The sequence below is a fragment of the Methylobacterium sp. A54F genome (assembly GCF_053346035.1).
This window is the reverse complement of the sequence record NZ_JBKFBF010000007.1, coordinates 40,035-54,486: the sequence shown is the minus strand read 5'-3', so window position 1 is coordinate 54,486 and position 14,452 is coordinate 40,035. Positions and strand designations below refer to the sequence as shown.

The 14,452-nt window shown below is 73.5% G+C and carries 16 protein-coding genes and 1 tRNA gene; 7 read left to right on the top strand and 10 right to left on the bottom strand.

What is annotated here, in order from left to right; genetic code table 11:
- Positions 1–88 precede the first annotated feature (88 nt).
- The gene (locus ACLBXP_RS13040) at positions 89–997 is read left to right on the top strand and encodes a LysR family transcriptional regulator (RefSeq protein ID WP_447668112.1); all 909 of its coding nucleotides are present in this window, start codon (positions 89–91) and stop codon (positions 995–997) included.
- On the opposite strand, the gene ACLBXP_RS13035 is transcribed toward ACLBXP_RS13040, so the two are convergent.
- Positions 969–1,691, bottom strand: a complete 723-nt coding sequence (locus tag ACLBXP_RS13035; RefSeq protein ID WP_447668111.1) for a helix-turn-helix transcriptional regulator — start codon at positions 1,689–1,691, stop codon at positions 969–971. The genes ACLBXP_RS13040 and ACLBXP_RS13035 overlap by 29 nt on opposite strands.
- A gap of 84 nt (positions 1,692–1,775) precedes the next feature.
- Here ACLBXP_RS13035 and ACLBXP_RS13030 point away from each other — a divergent pair, with 84 nt between their 5' ends.
- Positions 1,776–2,216 (top strand): VOC family protein, encoded by a 441-nt coding sequence (locus tag ACLBXP_RS13030; protein WP_447668110.1) that lies wholly within the window; start codon positions 1,776–1,778, stop codon positions 2,214–2,216.
- 43 nt (positions 2,217–2,259) lie between these two features.
- Here the strand turns inward: ACLBXP_RS13030 and ACLBXP_RS13025 are convergent, their stop codons facing one another.
- Complete coding sequence (locus ACLBXP_RS13025) at positions 2,260–3,696, bottom strand: calcium-binding protein (RefSeq protein ID WP_447668109.1); 1,437 nt, start codon at positions 3,694–3,696, stop codon at positions 2,260–2,262.
- Positions 3,697–4,090: 394 nt separating this feature from the next.
- On the opposite strand from ACLBXP_RS13025, the gene ACLBXP_RS13020 reads away from it, so the two are divergent.
- Positions 4,091–4,492, top strand: coding sequence for an MliC family protein (locus ACLBXP_RS13020; protein ID WP_447668107.1), 402 nt, complete (start codon positions 4,091–4,093; stop codon positions 4,490–4,492).
- A 100-nt stretch (positions 4,493–4,592) separates the two neighbouring features.
- On the opposite strand, the gene ACLBXP_RS13015 is transcribed toward ACLBXP_RS13020, so the two are convergent.
- Both ACLBXP_RS13015 and ACLBXP_RS13010 read right to left on the bottom strand, forming a co-directional pair.
- Positions 4,593–4,668, bottom strand: a tRNA-Lys gene (locus ACLBXP_RS13015).
- Between the two features lie 105 nt (positions 4,669–4,773).
- Complete coding sequence (locus ACLBXP_RS13010) at positions 4,774–6,354, bottom strand: 2-isopropylmalate synthase (protein WP_447668105.1); 1,581 nt, start codon at positions 6,352–6,354, stop codon at positions 4,774–4,776.
- A gap of 443 nt (positions 6,355–6,797) precedes the next feature.
- Here ACLBXP_RS13010 and ACLBXP_RS13005 point away from each other — a divergent pair, with 443 nt between their 5' ends.
- Both ACLBXP_RS13005 and ACLBXP_RS13000 read left to right on the top strand, forming a co-directional pair.
- Positions 6,798–7,283, top strand: coding sequence for an SRPBCC family protein (locus tag ACLBXP_RS13005; RefSeq protein WP_447668104.1), 486 nt, complete (start codon positions 6,798–6,800; stop codon positions 7,281–7,283).
- Positions 7,284–7,467: 184 nt separating this feature from the next.
- On the top strand, positions 7,468–7,800 hold the full coding sequence (locus ACLBXP_RS13000) for a hypothetical protein (RefSeq protein WP_447668103.1): 333 nt from the start codon (positions 7,468–7,470) through the stop codon (positions 7,798–7,800).
- A gap of 3 nt (positions 7,801–7,803) precedes the next feature.
- On the opposite strand, the gene ACLBXP_RS12995 is transcribed toward ACLBXP_RS13000, so the two are convergent.
- From ACLBXP_RS12995 to pdxY, 3 genes are all read right to left on the bottom strand, one after another.
- The gene (locus tag ACLBXP_RS12995; protein ID WP_447668102.1) at positions 7,804–8,523 is read right to left on the bottom strand and encodes an NUDIX hydrolase; all 720 of its coding nucleotides are present in this window, start codon (positions 8,521–8,523) and stop codon (positions 7,804–7,806) included.
- A complete protein-coding gene (locus ACLBXP_RS12990) occupies positions 8,516–9,415 on the bottom strand; it encodes a PhzF family phenazine biosynthesis protein (protein ID WP_447668101.1) in 900 nt (299 codons plus the stop codon). Before ACLBXP_RS12990 ends, ACLBXP_RS12995 begins: the two co-directional genes overlap by 8 nt.
- Before the next feature lie 120 nt (positions 9,416–9,535).
- Complete coding sequence (pdxY, locus tag ACLBXP_RS12985) at positions 9,536–10,384, bottom strand: pyridoxal kinase PdxY (protein WP_447668100.1); 849 nt, start codon at positions 10,382–10,384, stop codon at positions 9,536–9,538.
- A gap of 233 nt (positions 10,385–10,617) precedes the next feature.
- Between pdxY and ACLBXP_RS12980 the strand changes: the two genes are divergently transcribed.
- Positions 10,618–11,139, top strand: a complete 522-nt coding sequence (locus tag ACLBXP_RS12980) for a DedA family protein (protein ID WP_447668099.1) — start codon at positions 10,618–10,620, stop codon at positions 11,137–11,139.
- 10 nt (positions 11,140–11,149) lie between these two features.
- Here ACLBXP_RS12980 and ACLBXP_RS12975 read toward each other — a convergent pair whose 3' ends face one another.
- A complete protein-coding gene (locus tag ACLBXP_RS12975; protein ID WP_447668098.1) occupies positions 11,150–11,719 on the bottom strand; it encodes a DUF6985 domain-containing protein in 570 nt (189 codons plus the stop codon).
- A gap of 228 nt (positions 11,720–11,947) precedes the next feature.
- Between ACLBXP_RS12975 and ACLBXP_RS12970 the strand changes: the two genes are divergently transcribed.
- Positions 11,948–12,463, top strand: coding sequence for an MmcB family DNA repair protein (locus ACLBXP_RS12970; protein ID WP_447668097.1), 516 nt, complete (start codon positions 11,948–11,950; stop codon positions 12,461–12,463).
- Positions 12,464–12,476: 13 nt separating this feature from the next.
- Here ACLBXP_RS12970 and ACLBXP_RS12965 read toward each other — a convergent pair whose 3' ends face one another.
- Positions 12,477–13,346, bottom strand: a complete 870-nt coding sequence (locus ACLBXP_RS12965; protein ID WP_447668095.1) for an NAD(P)-dependent oxidoreductase — start codon at positions 13,344–13,346, stop codon at positions 12,477–12,479.
- Positions 13,347–13,386: 40 nt separating this feature from the next.
- Complete coding sequence (locus tag ACLBXP_RS12960) at positions 13,387–14,403, bottom strand: alpha/beta fold hydrolase (RefSeq protein ID WP_447668094.1); 1,017 nt, start codon at positions 14,401–14,403, stop codon at positions 13,387–13,389.
- Positions 14,404–14,452: the final 49 nt, after the last annotated feature.

The window sequence follows — 14,452 nt, the reverse complement described above, 5'->3', positions numbered from 1 at the left end:
TCTCCTGGCTGATGCCGCCGGATCTAGTCCCGAAGCCCTTGCGTGATAATCCAGGGCAATCGGCACGGGCTGTGCGGGAGAGCGAACAATGTCGGCGGATCTCGGGGACCTCGCGGCCTTCGTCGCGGTCGCGCAGGCGGGTGGGTTCCGGGACGGGGCCCGGGTGCAGGGCGCGAGCGCGTCCGGCCTGAGCGAGGCGGTGCGCAGGCTCGAAGGGCGCCTCGGTGTGCGCCTCCTCAACCGCACGACGCGCAGCGTCGCGCCGACCGAGGCCGGGGCGCGCCTCCTCGAACGGCTCGCTCCGGCCATGAGCGAGGTCGCGGCGGCTCTGGACCTCGTGAGCGCCTTTCGCGACCGCCCCGCCGGGACGCTGCGGCTCAACGTGCCGGTGAGCGCCGCGCGCCTCGTCCTGCCCGCGATCGTGCCGCCCTTCCTCGCGGCCTATCCGGACATCCGCCTCGACGTGATCGCCGAGGACAGCTTCGTCGACGTCCTGGCCGCGGGCTGCGACGCCGGCATCCGCTACGACGAGCGCCTGGAGCAGGACATGATCGCGGTGCCGATCGGCCCGCGGGCGCAGCGCTTCGCCACGGCCGCCGCGCCCGCCTACCTCGACCGGCGGGGGCGCCCCGGGCACCCGCGCGATCTCCTCGACCACGCCTGCATCCGCGGCCGCTTCGCGAGCGGCGCGATGACGGCCTGGGAGTTCGAGCGGGACGGGGAGGTCGTGCGCGTCGAGCCGAGCGGCCCGCTCGTCGTGCGGGTCGGTGCCGCCACCGACCTCGCCGTGGACGCCGCGGTCGCGGGCGTTGGCATCATCACGCTGTTCGAGGACTGGCTCCGGCCGCACCTCGACAGCGGCGCCCTGGAGCCCGTGCTGGAACCCTGGTGGCAGCGGTTTGCGGGGCCCTTCCTGTACTATCCGGGCCGCCGGCACCTGCCCCCGCCGCTGCGGGCCTTCGTCGACTTCATCGGGGCCCGCCGTCGCTCGCCCTGACGGCGCCCGCCTCGTCCGCCTGCAGGGTCTCGAGGTAGGCGCGCAGGAGGGCTGCGCGCCGGGGTCGGAAGCGTCGTCCGGCCGCCTCCAGCGCCTGCACGCGGTCGATCCGGAACATCCGGAACGCCTCGCGCAGGCAGCACCAGGCCAGCACGACGAGCTGCCGCTCCGCGTGGACGATGGCGAGCGGCAGGATGGTCCGCGCGGTCGCGGCACCGTGCTCGTCGACGTAGCGGATGGCGAGCGCCTCCTCGCGCCAGCACGCCTGCCGGATCGCGTCCAGGTTGCCCACCTCCGCGTAGCGCGCCTGCGGCCGGTACACCTTCGAGACGGCGTGGAGCAGGTCCTGCTCGCGCTCGTCCGGCAGGGTGGCGGCGACCTTGGCGAGGACGGAGGCGGCGGCCGCGGCGAGGGCCGGATCCCCCAGGCTGCGGACCTCGGCCATCCCGAGCGCCAGGGCCTCGACCTCGAGCCGGTTCAGGGTCTGCGGCGGCAGCGCATCGTCCTCGACGAGCCGATAGCCGTAGCCGCGCTCGCCCTCGATTCGGGCGCCCGCCGCCCGCAGGCAGTCGATGTCGCGGTAGAGCGAGCGCAGGGAGACGCCGGTCTCCTCCGCCAGGCGCGCGGCCGTCAGCGGCGCGGGCAGCACGCGCATCGCGTGGAGCAGCCGGAAGAGCCGGTCGGTGCGCGCCATCGTCCAACTGCCGGTTTCTGTCAGTTGGGCGGTGGTACAGCGGGCTCATGGGCCCTGGCAACGGGCCCCGATCCGGAGGCTGGCATGACGACGATCCCGACGACGATTCAGGTCACGACCCATCTCAACTTCCGCGGGCAGGCCCGGGAGGCGCTGGACTTCTACCAATCCGTGTTCGGGGGCGACCTGACGATCGTCACCTACGCGGATCTCGGCGCCGTGCAGGACCCCGCCCAGGCCGGGCAGGTGATCTGGGGTCAGGTGGCGTCGGACCGGGGCTTCCACGTGATGGCCTACGACGTGCAGTCGGATCGGTCCTGGAGCCCCGGCGAGAACGCGTTCTACGTCTCGGTGCGCGGCTCCGCCCCGGACGAGATCGCGGCGTACTGGGAGCGGCTGAGCGCGGGCGCGACGATCCTGCAGCCGCTCGGCCCCTCGGGCTGGTCGCCGGTCTACGGGATGCTGCGGGACCGCCTCGGCGTCACCTGGGTGCTGGACGTGGCGGCCGAGCCCGCGGGCGGCTGACCCTGCCCCCGGGGGCCGGCCCGCAGGATGGGTCGGGAGCGCCCTACGCGAAGGCGCCGGCGCCGCTGCCGAACTGCGCCGCGGTGACGCCCGAGAGCTCGACGGTGCCGCCCCCCGACAGCCGCAGCAGGACGGACCCGTCCGCGGCCGTGCCGGCGGTGTAGGTCTGGCCCTGCAGGTCCAGGCGATCACCGGAGGCCTGGTCGAACCCGAGGATCAGGTCGGCGCCGGCATTCGGGCCGAGGACGTAGCGGTCCGCTCCGAGGTCGCCGGACAGCACGTCGTCGCCGAGGTCCCCCGAGAGCACGTCGTTGCCCTGGCCCCCGAACAGGGTGTCGGCGCCCTGCCCGCCGTAGAGGCTGTCGGCGCCCTGGCCGCCGAGGACGAGGTCGGCGCCCCGGTTGCCGAAAAGGCGGTCGTCGCCGCGGTCGCCCGACACATAATCGTTGCCGAGGTCGCCGTAGACCGCGTCCGCGTCCTGGCCGCCGTAGAGCGTGTCGGCGCCCTGGCCGCCCCGGAGCTGATCCGCGCCGCGGCTGCCGAGGATCAGGTCCGCGCCCGCGTTGCCGTAGGCGGTGTCGTCGCCCGCGTTGCCGAAGATCCGGTCGTCGCCGGCGAGGCCGCTCATCAGGTCGTTGCCGGCGCCGCCCCGCACGGCGTCGCCCACGGCGCTCCCGACGAGGACGTCGGCCCCGAGGCCACCGGAGATGGGCACGCCGTCGTTCAGGACGCTGGCGATGATCTGCGCCGCCTGCGCCGGGGAGACGTTGTCGGCCCCGGAGGTCGAGCCCGCGAGCGAGGTGTTCAGGTCCTCGGCGTAGTGGATCAGGAGATGATGCTCGTAGGCCGCGGTGAGAAACAGCCCGGCGCCGACGGCCTTCACGCTGTCGGGCGCGCCCGGATAGAAGAAGGCCGCCGCGCCCTGCACCTCGAGCCTGTCGAGCGGGTCGCCGATATAGGTCGGGTCGCCGTAGCGCACGACCTGGTCGTTGCTGAGGAACGGGGCCTCGTAGTTCGGGTTCGAGCTGAAGTTGCCGACCGGATCTCCGAACTCGACGTAGTTCGTCAGGCTCGACACCCGCCCCGCCGGGATGGTGGTCAGCGGGATGCCGGGGCCTCCGAAGGTGGCGCCCGACAGGCCGGTCTGGGCGGCCACGTACTGCACCTCGGCGGCGCCGAGGGAGTGGCCCGAGAGGTAGATGTCGCTGCGGGCATACCCCTGGGCGGTGGCGGCGGCGATCGCGGTCTGCGTGAAGGACAAGGCATCGCCGTAGGCCGGCGGCGATTGCGCCAGGTAGATCTGATAATCCGCGAGGACCTGGGCGATCGCGAACTCGGGATCGTCCTCGAAGCTCCCGAGATCCGTCCCCTCGAACGCGATGATGACCTGCCCCGCGCTCGTCACGAAGGCGGCGCCGAAGAACCCGTTCGCATCGACGCGCGCCGTCAGCGGCTGCCCGTCGACCGTCAGCAGGCGCAAGCTGGGTGGTGTCTCGCCTCCATCGTAATATGCCGAATGCGCAGCGTTGATCAGATCAAACGTGGACGGCACCGGCATGATACACTCCGAGGCAAGGCCAGCACTCGTCGCATGGACTTTCCATGAAATCAAATTTCATGGTCAAGCTTAGAACAGGGGCGGGATTGTATTGAACTCATCAAGCGCGCGACGCACAAGGATTCGATTCCAGCCGCCGGTGCGCCGAAGCCCTGTACCGGAGCCGCGGCGCCGTGTTCGACCTTTGGCGTAGGGCCGCGGCGCTTGATCGGACGGCGCGGGCGGGCGAGCATCCGGGCTCGCCCGCGCCGGAGGCACCAGGCCCGGAGCGCGGGCCCGTCCGAGCGGCCCCAGCTTGGATCGGAGAACCCCACCGATGACGATCACCCGCCATGCCTCGGGCCCCCTCCTGGCCGCGGCCCTCACGCTCGGCCTCGCGAGAATTGCGGCGGCGGCCGAGGAGCCCGAGAAGGTGCTCGCCGAGACGGTGCAGTCGGAGCTGGCCCAGACGCGCCGGGTCATCTTCGTCTGCCCGAAGGACCAGCTCCTGACGGTCGAGTTCCTGAACTCCGAGCCCGGCAAGCCGGCGATCGTCCGGCCCCCGGGCGGAGCGGCCGTCACCCTGCCCGAGCAGCTCAGCGGCTCGGGCTTCCGCTACGCCGACGACACCCACGAGTTGCGCGGGAAGGGCCAGGAGGTGACGTGGACGGACGCGGCCCAGCCCCCCGTGGTCTGCACCGAGCAGACGCCGACGCCGCTCGGCACCGAGCCGAAATGAGGGCGAGCCCGCGCTCGGAGCATCCGAAGTGCTCGCCGAGCCAGACGGAAGACATCGCGCTAGACGACGTCCTGCTGATCGGCTCTGTCTGAGATGGAAATGGTGGGCGCACTAGGGTTCGAACCTAGGACCCGCTGATTAAGAGTCAGCTGCTCTACCAACTGAGCTATGCGCCCTCATCGCTGTACAGCGATCTGCCGGGGTCACCAGTCCCCGGCGAGGTGGGGGCTGATACCAAGGCTGCCGGGGGCTGTCCACCCCCGGTGCCGCGGTTTTTTCGCCTACTCGGCCGCGGTGTGCTGGGCGTGCAGGCGCACGGCCGCCGCCGAGAGCTTGTTGAGGGCCGAGAGGTAGGCCTTGGCCGAGGCGACGAGGGTGTCGGGGTCGGCGCCGCGGGCCGTCATCGAGCGGTCGCCGGCCTTCAGGCGCACGGAGACCTCGGCCTGGGCGTCGGTGCCCTCGGTCACCGCGTGGACCTGGTAGAGCTCGAGCTGCGCCACGTGCGGCACCAGCGCGTGGATCGCGTTGAACACCGCGTCCACCGGGCCGTTGCCGTCCGCCTCCTCGGTGAAGGTGCGGCCGTCCATGTCGATCTTCATCGTCGCCCGCTGCGGCCCCCGGGTGCCGGCGATGACGGAGAGCGAGACGAGCTTGATGCGGTCGTGGGCGGTGGCGAGGTTCTCGTCCACGAGCGCCTCGATGTCCTCGTCGTAGACGTGCTTCTTGCGGTCGGCGAGCGCCTTGAAGCGCTCGAACACGTCCTGGAACTGGTTGTCGGTGAGGTGCAGGCCGAGCTCGTCGAGCTTCGAGCGGAAGGCCGCCCGGCCCGAGTGCTTGCCCATCACCAGGGAGGTCTTGGAGAGGCCGACCGAGGCGGGGGTCATGATCTCGTAGGTCTCGGCGTGCTTCAGCATGCCGTCCTGGTGGATGCCGCTCTCGTGCGCGAAGGCGTTCCGCCCGACGATCGCCTTGTTGTACTGCACGGGGAAGTTCGTGGCGTGCGACACGAGCTTCGAGGCGCGGGTCAGCATCGTCGTCTCGATGCCGGTCTCGTAGGGCATCACGTCGCCGCGGGTGCGGATCGCCATGACGATCTCCTCGAGCGCCGCGTTGCCGGCGCGCTCGCCGATGCCGTTGACCGTGCACTCGACCTGCCGGGCGCCGCCCTCGACGCCGGCGAGCGAGTTGGCGATCGCGAGGCCGAGGTCGTTGTGGCAGTGGACCGAGAACACCGCCCTGTCGGCGTTCGGCACCCGGCCGCGCACCGCCTCGAACATGGCGCGGTACTCGGCGGGCGTCGCGTAGCCCACCGTGTCGGGCAGGTTGATGGTGGTCGCCCCCGCCCGGATCGCCGCCTCGACGCAGCGGCAGAGATAGTCGATCCCGGTGCGCGTCGCGTCCATGGCCGACCACTCGACGTCCTCGACGAGGTCGCGGGCCTGGGCGACGGTCCTCAGGATGATCTCGACGACCTCGTCCTCGGTCTTGCGCATCTGGTGCGCGAGGTGGATCGGCGAGGTCGACACGAAGGTGTGGATGCGCCCCCGCCGGGCGTGGCGCACCGCCTCGCCCGCCCTCGCGATGTCGGCGGGAATCGCGCGGGCGAGGCCTGCGATCACCGCGCGCTTGGAGCGCCGGGCGATCTCGGCGACCGCCTCGAAGTCGCCGTTCGAGGCGATCGGGAAGCCCGCCTCGATGATGTCGACGCCCATCGCGTCGAGAAGCTCGGCCACCGCGAGCTTCTCGTCGAGGGTCATGGTGGCGCCGGGGCACTGCTCGCCATCGCGCAGCGTCGTGTCGAAGATGAGCACGCGGTCCTTGGCCGTGGCGCGGGGGGTGCTGGTCTGGTCGGTCGTGGTCATGGTCCGTTACCCTGTCGCGGCGCGCCGGCGGATCCTCGCGCGGCGGCCTTCGAGCCCGTCGGTGTGGCGAGGCATCCCCTGAGAGCCCAGGCGCTCGCGCCCGGACGGCCCTCAGGGGCGGGTAAGGAGCAGGCGGGCGAGGCGCGCGCGCGACCGCGATGCCGCCGGGGCGGCACGGACGATCACGGACGCGGAGCCGGCTCTGGCCAAGGCTCGTCTCTCCCCGAGGGCACCGGGCGGGGCGCCGCGCGCGGGCCGCCCTGGAATCAAGTCCGGTTACCTAGCGGCGGGTCGGGCAAAACACAAGCAGCCCGCGGCCCCCGAAAGGCCCTCCGGAACCGGTCCGGCCATTGCCGCGACGGGGTCCGCGGCCTAGCTCCCACCGGCCCGCGGCCTGCCGGCCCCGGAGGCCCGCCTGACCGAACCCGGATGGAGACGCCGACATGCTGCCCAACCCCCTGCGGACCCTCGCCCTGCCCGCCCTCATGCTCCTCGCCGGCAGCCGGCCCGCCAGCGCCCTCGAGGTGCAGCGGTCCGCCGAGGTGGCCGCGCCGCCCGCCAAGGTCTGGCAGACGATCGGCGACTTCTGCGGCATCGGGAGCTGGCACCCGGCGGTCGAGACCTGCACGCCCTCCGAGAAGGACGGGCGCAAGCTGCGGACCCTCGCGCTCAAGGGCGGCGGCACCATCGTGGAGGAGCAGGTGAGCCGCGACGACAAGGTGATGAGCTACACCTACGCGATCGTGGAGAGCCCGCTGCCCGTCACCGACTACAAGTCGACGCTCTCGGTGGCGCCGGACGGGTCCGGCTCCAAGGTCAGCTGGAGCGGCAGCTTCGCGGCCAAGGGCGCCCCCGACACCGTCGCCAAGGACGTGATCGAGGGCATCTACGACGGCGGCCTCAAGGGCATCTCGGAGAAGGCGCGGTAGCGGTTGACCCCGGCGGTGGCCGGGCGCAAACCGGCCGCCGAAGCGGTGCCGTAGCGGGCGCCGCCGCCCTGGGGTCCGTCCGCCGGTCATGGAGCCGGCGGACGGACCCCGAGTCCTTTCGCTGTCGTCGGTCTGCACGGAGAACCGGTCACCACGGCTCCCGGACCAACTCTAGGGATGCCCCGTGCCGCTCCGTCGAACCTGCGCCCCCGCCGCCGCCCTCGCCGTCCTCGCCCTGCTGGGAGCCTGCCAGTCGCGGACGGCGCCGCCGCCGGTCGTGGCGGCGGCCGCGCCGGTGGTGGCGCCGGTGCCCCCCGCCGGCCCCGGCTGCGGCCCGGCCATCGCCCGCACCAAGGCCGTGGTCGACAGCGACGTCGCCACCGGCAACCTCAACGAGCCCGTGGGGGCCCGCTTCAACGCGGACCTCGCGCGCGCCGCCGAGGCCTGCGCGGCCGGGCGGCAGGGGGAGGCGCTGCACCTCCTCGCCGCCGCCAAGAGCCGCTACGGCTACCCCTGAGCCTCAGGGCTCGAGCACGCTCGCCAGGTAGGCCTGCACGAAGCCCGGCATCCGCACCGGGTCGATGTCGGCGCGATTTCGAGCCACGACGATGCGGGCGAGCTCCGGCTCGTCCTCGCGGCTGCGGTGCCGCTCGATCCGGGCGCGCAGCGGCTCGGCCGCCTCCGGGAACCGGACCGGCTGCAGGAAGGCGAGCTGGCGCTCGCCGCCGCGCAGCATCACCCAGCCCTCCGCCCGCCCCTCGGAGACCGACAGCCCCGTCTCCTCGTGGAACTCCCGGGCCGCGCTGCCCGCGAGGTCGACGGCCTCGCCGCGCAGGTCGTCCCGGTCGGGCGTGCCGCAGGGGAAGTAGATCTGGCCCGCATTGGCGGTGTGGCCGCCCATCTCGCCGAGCAGCACCGCCCCGTCGCCGGTGCGCGGCACGATCGCCGCGAAGGCGTTGGCGACGTGCGCGTCCGGCGAGCCGGCGTCCCGGTAGGCGATGAAGGGCGCGTAGGTCGTCTCGAAGAAGCGCACCGTGCAGGCGCCGCCGAGGCATTCGCAGCCGCAGGCGAGGAGCACGGGACCGTCGAACAGGCCGGGCTTGTCGGCGCGGCGGCGCTGCCAGTTCGCCGCGATCATCGCGGCGTTGTCCCGGGCCCAGGCCCAGTCGTGCGCGACGAGGCGGGCGTCGAGGCGGTCGAGGCAGGTGACCGTGAAGCCGTGCGGGCGCGCCTCAGGCAACGAGACGGCCCTCGCTGACGACCACGGCGGAGCCTCCGATCTCGACGGAGCGCAGGGCGCCCGCCTCGATCACCACCTGGAGGGCGATCTCGCTCGGCCGGCCCATGGCGACGCCCTGGCGGATCGTCGCGTCGTGCGTGCCCTCGCCCAGGGGCTCGAACTGCATCAGCACGCCCGCGAAGGCCGCGGCGGCACTGCCGGTGGCGGGGTCCTCCGCCACGCCGAGATGGGGCGCGAACATCCGGGCCTGGTAGCTCTGGCCGAGGCCCTCCGGGTCCTGCGCGTAGAGGTAGAGCGCCATCGGCTCGGGCAGGGCCGCGACGGCGGCGGGCGCGAGCCGCGCGGCCGCGAGGCGCTCGACCGAGTGCACGGGCACGAAGCAGAAGGGCACGCCGGCCGTGTGCCGGCTCGGCGCGTGGCGGCCGAAGCCGAGCGCCTCCGGCGCGAGCCCGACGGCCGCGGCGAGCGCCGCCGGCTCCGGGCCCTCGCCGAGGTATTCGGGCAGGCCCGGAAGCTTGAAGCGGGCCCGGCCGCGCCCCTCCCCGGTCTCGACCACGCAGGAGAGCGTGCCGATGCTCTCCTCGAGCCCGAAGGCCACGGCATCCGCGACACCGGCGCGCCGGTCCCGGAGTGCGAGCAGCACCGCGGTGCCGACGGTCGGGTGGCCTGCGAAGGGCAGCTCGCGGGCGGGCGTGAAGATGCGCAGCCGTGCCCGGTGGCGCGCGCTCTCGGGGGCCAGGACGAACACCGTCTCGGACAGGTTGAACTCGCGGGCGATGGCCTGCATGGCCGCCCCGTCGAGCCCGTCCGCGTCGAGGACCACGGCGAGGGGGTTGCCGGCGTACGGCGTCTCGGTGAACACGTCGAGGGTCACGAAGCGGCGTGCGGCCATGGTCGGTCCCGGCTCCCGGAGGATTCGTCCGCCAACGCTTCGTCGCCCCGGCGCGTTCGCGCAAGCGGGAAACCTGAAAGCGGGAAACGTGCCCGTCTCCCCGGGGGGCCGTCAGCGCCCTCAGGCCGGCTCCACCGGGAACGTCTCGCTCGGCGCCACGAACTCGTCCTGGGCCGCCACCGTCAGGATCTCGCGGGATCCGGCCTCCGCGGTGCGGCGCAGCAGGCCGTAGACCGAGGCGCCGGCCATGCCGAGGGCGAGGGCGGCCGAGCCGGTGCGGGCGTAGTGCACGAGGAACAGGGCCGCGATGCAGTCGCCCGCCCCGTTCACGTCGAGGTGCAGGCGGGGCGTCCGCAGGCGCCAGAAGGCCCCGCCCTCGCCGGCCAGGAGGTCGACGGCGTCGGCCGGCGTCGCGTCGGTGGCGAGGGAGGTCACGAGCACGACGCGGGGGCCGCTCGCCTGGAGCGCGGCCACCGCCCGCTTGGCCGCCGCGACGGTGCCGGTCTCGAGGCCCGTCAGGATCTCCAGCTCGAACTGGTTCGGCGTGACGATGTCGGCGGCCGGCACCGCCCGCGCGCGCATGAAGTCCGGGATGCCGGGACGGACGTAGACGCCCCGGCCGATGTCGCCCATCACCGGGTCGCAGCAGTAGAGCGCGCCCGGGTTCGCGGCCCGCACGGCCGCCACCGCCCCGAGGATTGCGGTGCCGATGTCGGCCGAGCCCATGTAGCCCGAGAGCACGCCGTCGCAGGAGCCCAGCACCCCGCGCTCGCCGATGCCGGTGACGAGCTCCTCGATCGCCGGCCCGTCGAACACCCGCCCGCGCCAGGCCCCGTAGCCGGTGTGGTTCGAGAACTGGACCGTGTGGATCGGCCAGACCTCCACGCCGAGGCGCTGCATCGGGAAGACCGCGGAGGCGTTGCCGACATGGCCGTAGGCGACGTGGGACTGGATCGACAGGACCTTCATGCGGCACCGGAACGCGAGCGCGACCGCGCCGTGTTAGCGCCATTCGGGCCCGCGCGCATCCGGGCGCGCGGGTGACGGACGGCTCGCACGCGGGACGACTTGCTGCACGACTGGCGGGACGACTTGCTGCACGACTTGCGGGACGGCTTGCTGCACGACTTGCGGGACGACTTGCGGGGCGCCGCGCCAGCGGCCACACGGGGTTCAGGATCGCCAGGAGACCCCGGACCCGCATGGACCTCGAAGCACTGCGCACCGCGGCCCTCGGGTTCGTGGAGTCCCACAAGGCCTGGACCCCCGCCATCGCGGGCCTGCTCGCCTTCTGCGAGTCGATCGCCTTCCTGTCGCTCCTGGTGCCGGCCACCGTCATCCTCGTGGGGATCGGCGCGCTCATCGGGGCGGCCGACATCCCGTTCTGGCCGGTGGTGCTCGCCGCGGCCGTGGGCGCGGCGCTCGGCGACTGGCTCTCCTACGAGTTCGGCCGCTACTTCGGCGAGGATGCCAAGCGGATGTGGCCGATGCGACGCTACCCCGAGATGGTCGCCAAGGGCGAGACCTTCCTGGGCCGCTGGGGCGCCGCGGCGGTGGCGGTCGGGCGCTTCTTCGGGCCGGCCCGCGCGGTGGTTCCGCTGATCGCCGGGATGTTCGGCGTGGCGCGCCTGCCGTTCCAGGCGGCGAACCTGCTCTCGGCGCTCGCCTGGGCGTTCGTGCTGCTCGCCCCCGGGGCCGGGCTGCTCACCTGGTTCCAGGGCTGAGCGGGCGGGTTCAGGCGGCGGGGTGGGAGGACAGGAAGAAGGCGTGCCGGCCGAGCGCGGCGCGCTGCGCCACCCGCGGGTCGGCCGCCGCAGCCGCCGCGTCGAGGCCCAGCACGTCGCCGTCCCGGATCAGGACGCCGAGGCCGTGCTCGTGGTCCCAGTCGCAGTCGAAGACCACGCCGACGAGGACGCTCCCGCCGGTCGGGTGCAGGTGGAGGGCCCGGGGGGACAGGGTGGAGGCCGCGTTGCGCCGGGTCGGCAGCGCGACGGCCTCGTCGCCCGGCACCAGCCCGAGCACGTCGGCGATCCGGAGCCGCGACCGGCACAGGGCCGCCACGATCGCGCGGCCGAGGCGCGCCTGCTCGGCGACGAGCCGGGCCAGGGCCCCGGTCTCCGAGCCGCTGAGCACCAGGCGGGCGCGCCCTTCCGCATCGCGGACGGCCACCCAGCCCGGATCGCGGCCGCAGGCGGGCCGGAACAGCCCGCCCCACACGGACAGCCTGATCTCCAGGCCGGACTCGGCGGTACGCCGGCAGCCCATCACCGCGCCACGCGCATCGATGAAGGACGCACCGTCCATGCTTAGCCCCGACGTCCGCACCGAACCCGACCGTCATACAACATACAGGTGCACATGCATACAACTATAGTGTGTGCACCGCCCCGCGTATAAGTGCCGACGGGCACCTCGGCGGAGCACCCGACAACCTTGCGCCGCACCTGCGGTGCCCGCGCCGCATCGACACGACTCGGCGGACCTGATTCGATACGACCGAGTCCCGCCGCGCTTCGAGAGCCCCGATCCGCCGTGTCCGCCGCCCTGTCCCTCGCGCCCGAGCCCCCCGCTCCCCAGCCGCTCGGCCTGCTTCCGGCCGACCGGCGCCAGTCGCCGGTGGCCGCGACCCTGCAGCGGGGCGTGCGCCGGCTGTTCGCCGATCTCGGCCACGTGACCATCCCGGAATTCTCCCTGGCGAACGGGCGGCGCGCCGACGTGATCGCCCTGGCACCGTGCGGGCGCCTCACCATCGTCGAGATCAAGTCGAGCGTGGCGGATTTCCGCGCCGACCGGAAATGGCCGGACTACCGGGACTTCTGCGACCGCTTCTACTTCGCGATTCCGGAAGGCCTGCGGCCCGAGATCATCCCCGAGGAGGCGGGGCTGATCGTGGCCGACGCCTTCGGGGGGGCGATCCTGCGCGAGCCCGGGACGCACGCGCTGAGCGGCGCCCGCCGCAAGGCGGTGACGCTGCGCTTCGCCCACAGCGCCGCCCGCCTGCTGCACGCCCTGGCGGATCCCGGGGCGGTCCGGGACGGCGCCCTCTGAGCCGAGGCGCGGCTCAGGAGCGCCCGCTGCGGCGGGCCGCGACCCGGGCGAGCGCGGCGAGGTCCTTCTCGCCGTCGCCGTGCGCCACGGCCTCGATCAGGTTGTCCCGCAGGACGCTCGCGAAGGGCAGCGGCACCCCGGCCGCCTCGCCGGCCGCGAGGGCGAGGCGGATGTCCTTGAGGCCGAGCCTGAGGTTGAAGCCCGGCGGCTCGTAGCGGTCGGCCGCGATGAGGGCGCCGTAGCCCTTGTAGACCGGGGACGCGAACAGCGTGCTCGTCAGGAGATCGAGGAGGTCCGCCCCCGCGACGCCGTGGCCTTCCGCGAAGGCGGCCGCCTCGCCCATCGCCTCGATGGCCGAGACCAGCATGAAGTTGCCCGCGAGCTTCACGGCGTTCGCCCGCTCGGGCACCTCCCCGAAGCGCCACGTCCGCGCCCCCATGGCGTCGAGGAGGGGCGCGGCCCGGTCGAGGGCGGCGGCCTCGCCCGCCGCCACGATGTTGAGGGCGCCCGCCTCGGCCGCGTCCGGCCGGCCGAAGACCGGCGCGGCCACGTAGGCGACGCCGGCCCGCCCGTGGATCGCGGCGAGGTCGGCCGCGAGCGCCACCGAGATGGTGCTCATGGAGAGGTGCAGGCCCGGCCGCTCGGCCCGGTCGAGGAGGCCGGCCTCGACGATGACCGCGCGCAGCGCCGCGTCGTCCGCCAGCATGGTGATGGCGGCATCGCCCCGGAACGCCGCCTCGGGGCTCGCCACCGGCACCGCGCCCGCGATGCCCCGGGCGGCCTCCGGCGAGCGGTTCCAGACCCGGACGGTGTGCCCGGCCCCCACCAGCCGCGCCGCCATGGCGCGGCCCATGCGGCCGAGCCCGAGAAATCCGACGTCCATGCATCCCTCCTGCAAGCGGGACCCCTGATGTAGTCCTGCGTCAATGGCCGTCCAAAAAGTCCAGGGCCGCCCGGTTGAAGCGGTCGGTGGCCTCCAGGTGGACGAGGTGGCCGACGCCGTCGAGGACGAGGGCGCGGCCGTCCCGCATGCGGCCGGCGAGGCTCTGCGCGTGCTCGGCGTTGCGGCCCATGCCGGCCTGGAGCTCGGGCGGGGCGAAGGGCTTGCCCGGCGCATTGTGGTCGTTGCCGCCCATCACGAACAGGGTCGGGGCCGCCACGAGGGGGATCTCGTGGACCACGGGCTGGCCCCAGATCGCCTGGTAGCTGTTCACGAAGGATTGCAGCCAGCGCCGGTATTCGCCCGAGCCCTTCACCCGCTCGCGCACGGCGACGAAGGGCTCGATGGCCGAGTCCGGCAGGGTGAGGGCGTAGCTCGTGCGCAGCTGGCGGCGGTAGGCGTCGGCCGTGAGGGCGCCCTCCCGGGCGAGCAGCTCCGCATCCGAGACGGGGGGCACCGCGAAGCGGTAATCCTCGAGGCCGATCGGCGCCTCGAGGACCAGGCTGTTGACCCGGCCCGGGGCGTTCCGGGCGAGGCGGACCGCCAGCATCCCGCCCATCGAGTGCGCGAGGACGTCGACCCGGGCGAGGCCGAGGCTGTCGAGGAGCGCCACGGTGTCGGCCGCCATCCGGTCGAAGGTGAAGGGGCCGACCGGCTTCGAGGACTTGCCGAAGCCGAGCTGGTCCGGGACCACCGCGCGGTAGCCGGCCCCGGTCAGGGCCTCGATGACGGGCTGCCAGTAGCTCGACGGGAAGTTGCGGCCGTGCAGGAGCAGCACGGTGCGGCCGTTGGCGGGCCCGGTCGGCGCCACGTCCATGTAGGCGAGGCGCTGGGCCTCGCCGTCGCGGGTCAGGTCGAGGGTGCGGACCGGGTACGGATAGGCGAAGCCCTCGAGCGCGATGCCGAGCGGCTCGGCGGAGGCGTCCTGCGCGTGGGCCGGGGCGCCCACCAGGCAGAGGGCGGCGAGGAGGATCGACATCAGGCTCGGGCGGGACGGCATCGCGGGTGGAGCTCCATGAACGCGAGACGGGTGACATAGGACACTTGAG

Coding starts and splice junctions, on each gene's coding strand:
- ACLBXP_RS13030 (WP_447668110.1), top strand. CDS start 1,776: ATGACGACGATCCCGACGACGATTCAGGTCACGACCCATCTCAACTTC.
- ACLBXP_RS13010 (WP_447668105.1), bottom strand. CDS start 6,354: ATGACCACGACCGACCAGACCAGCACCCCCCGCGCCACGGCCAAGGAC.
- ACLBXP_RS12980 (WP_447668099.1), top strand. CDS start 10,618: ATGGACCTCGAAGCACTGCGCACCGCGGCCCTCGGGTTCGTGGAGTCC.
- ACLBXP_RS12990 (WP_447668101.1), bottom strand. CDS start 9,415: ATGGCCGCACGCCGCTTCGTGACCCTCGACGTGTTCACCGAGACGCCG.
- ACLBXP_RS12965 (WP_447668095.1), bottom strand. CDS start 13,346: ATGGACGTCGGATTTCTCGGGCTCGGCCGCATGGGCCGCGCCATGGCG.
- ACLBXP_RS12960 (WP_447668094.1), bottom strand. CDS start 14,403: ATGCCGTCCCGCCCGAGCCTGATGTCGATCCTCCTCGCCGCCCTCTGC.
- pdxY (WP_447668100.1), bottom strand. CDS start 10,384: ATGAAGGTCCTGTCGATCCAGTCCCACGTCGCCTACGGCCATGTCGGC.
- ACLBXP_RS13040 (WP_447668112.1), top strand. CDS start 89: ATGTCGGCGGATCTCGGGGACCTCGCGGCCTTCGTCGCGGTCGCGCAG.
- ACLBXP_RS12975 (WP_447668098.1), bottom strand. CDS start 11,719: ATGGACGGTGCGTCCTTCATCGATGCGCGTGGCGCGGTGATGGGCTGC.
- ACLBXP_RS13035 (WP_447668111.1), bottom strand. CDS start 1,691: ATGGCGCGCACCGACCGGCTCTTCCGGCTGCTCCACGCGATGCGCGTG.
- ACLBXP_RS13005 (WP_447668104.1), top strand. CDS start 6,798: ATGCTGCCCAACCCCCTGCGGACCCTCGCCCTGCCCGCCCTCATGCTC.
- ACLBXP_RS13020 (WP_447668107.1), top strand. CDS start 4,091: ATGACGATCACCCGCCATGCCTCGGGCCCCCTCCTGGCCGCGGCCCTC.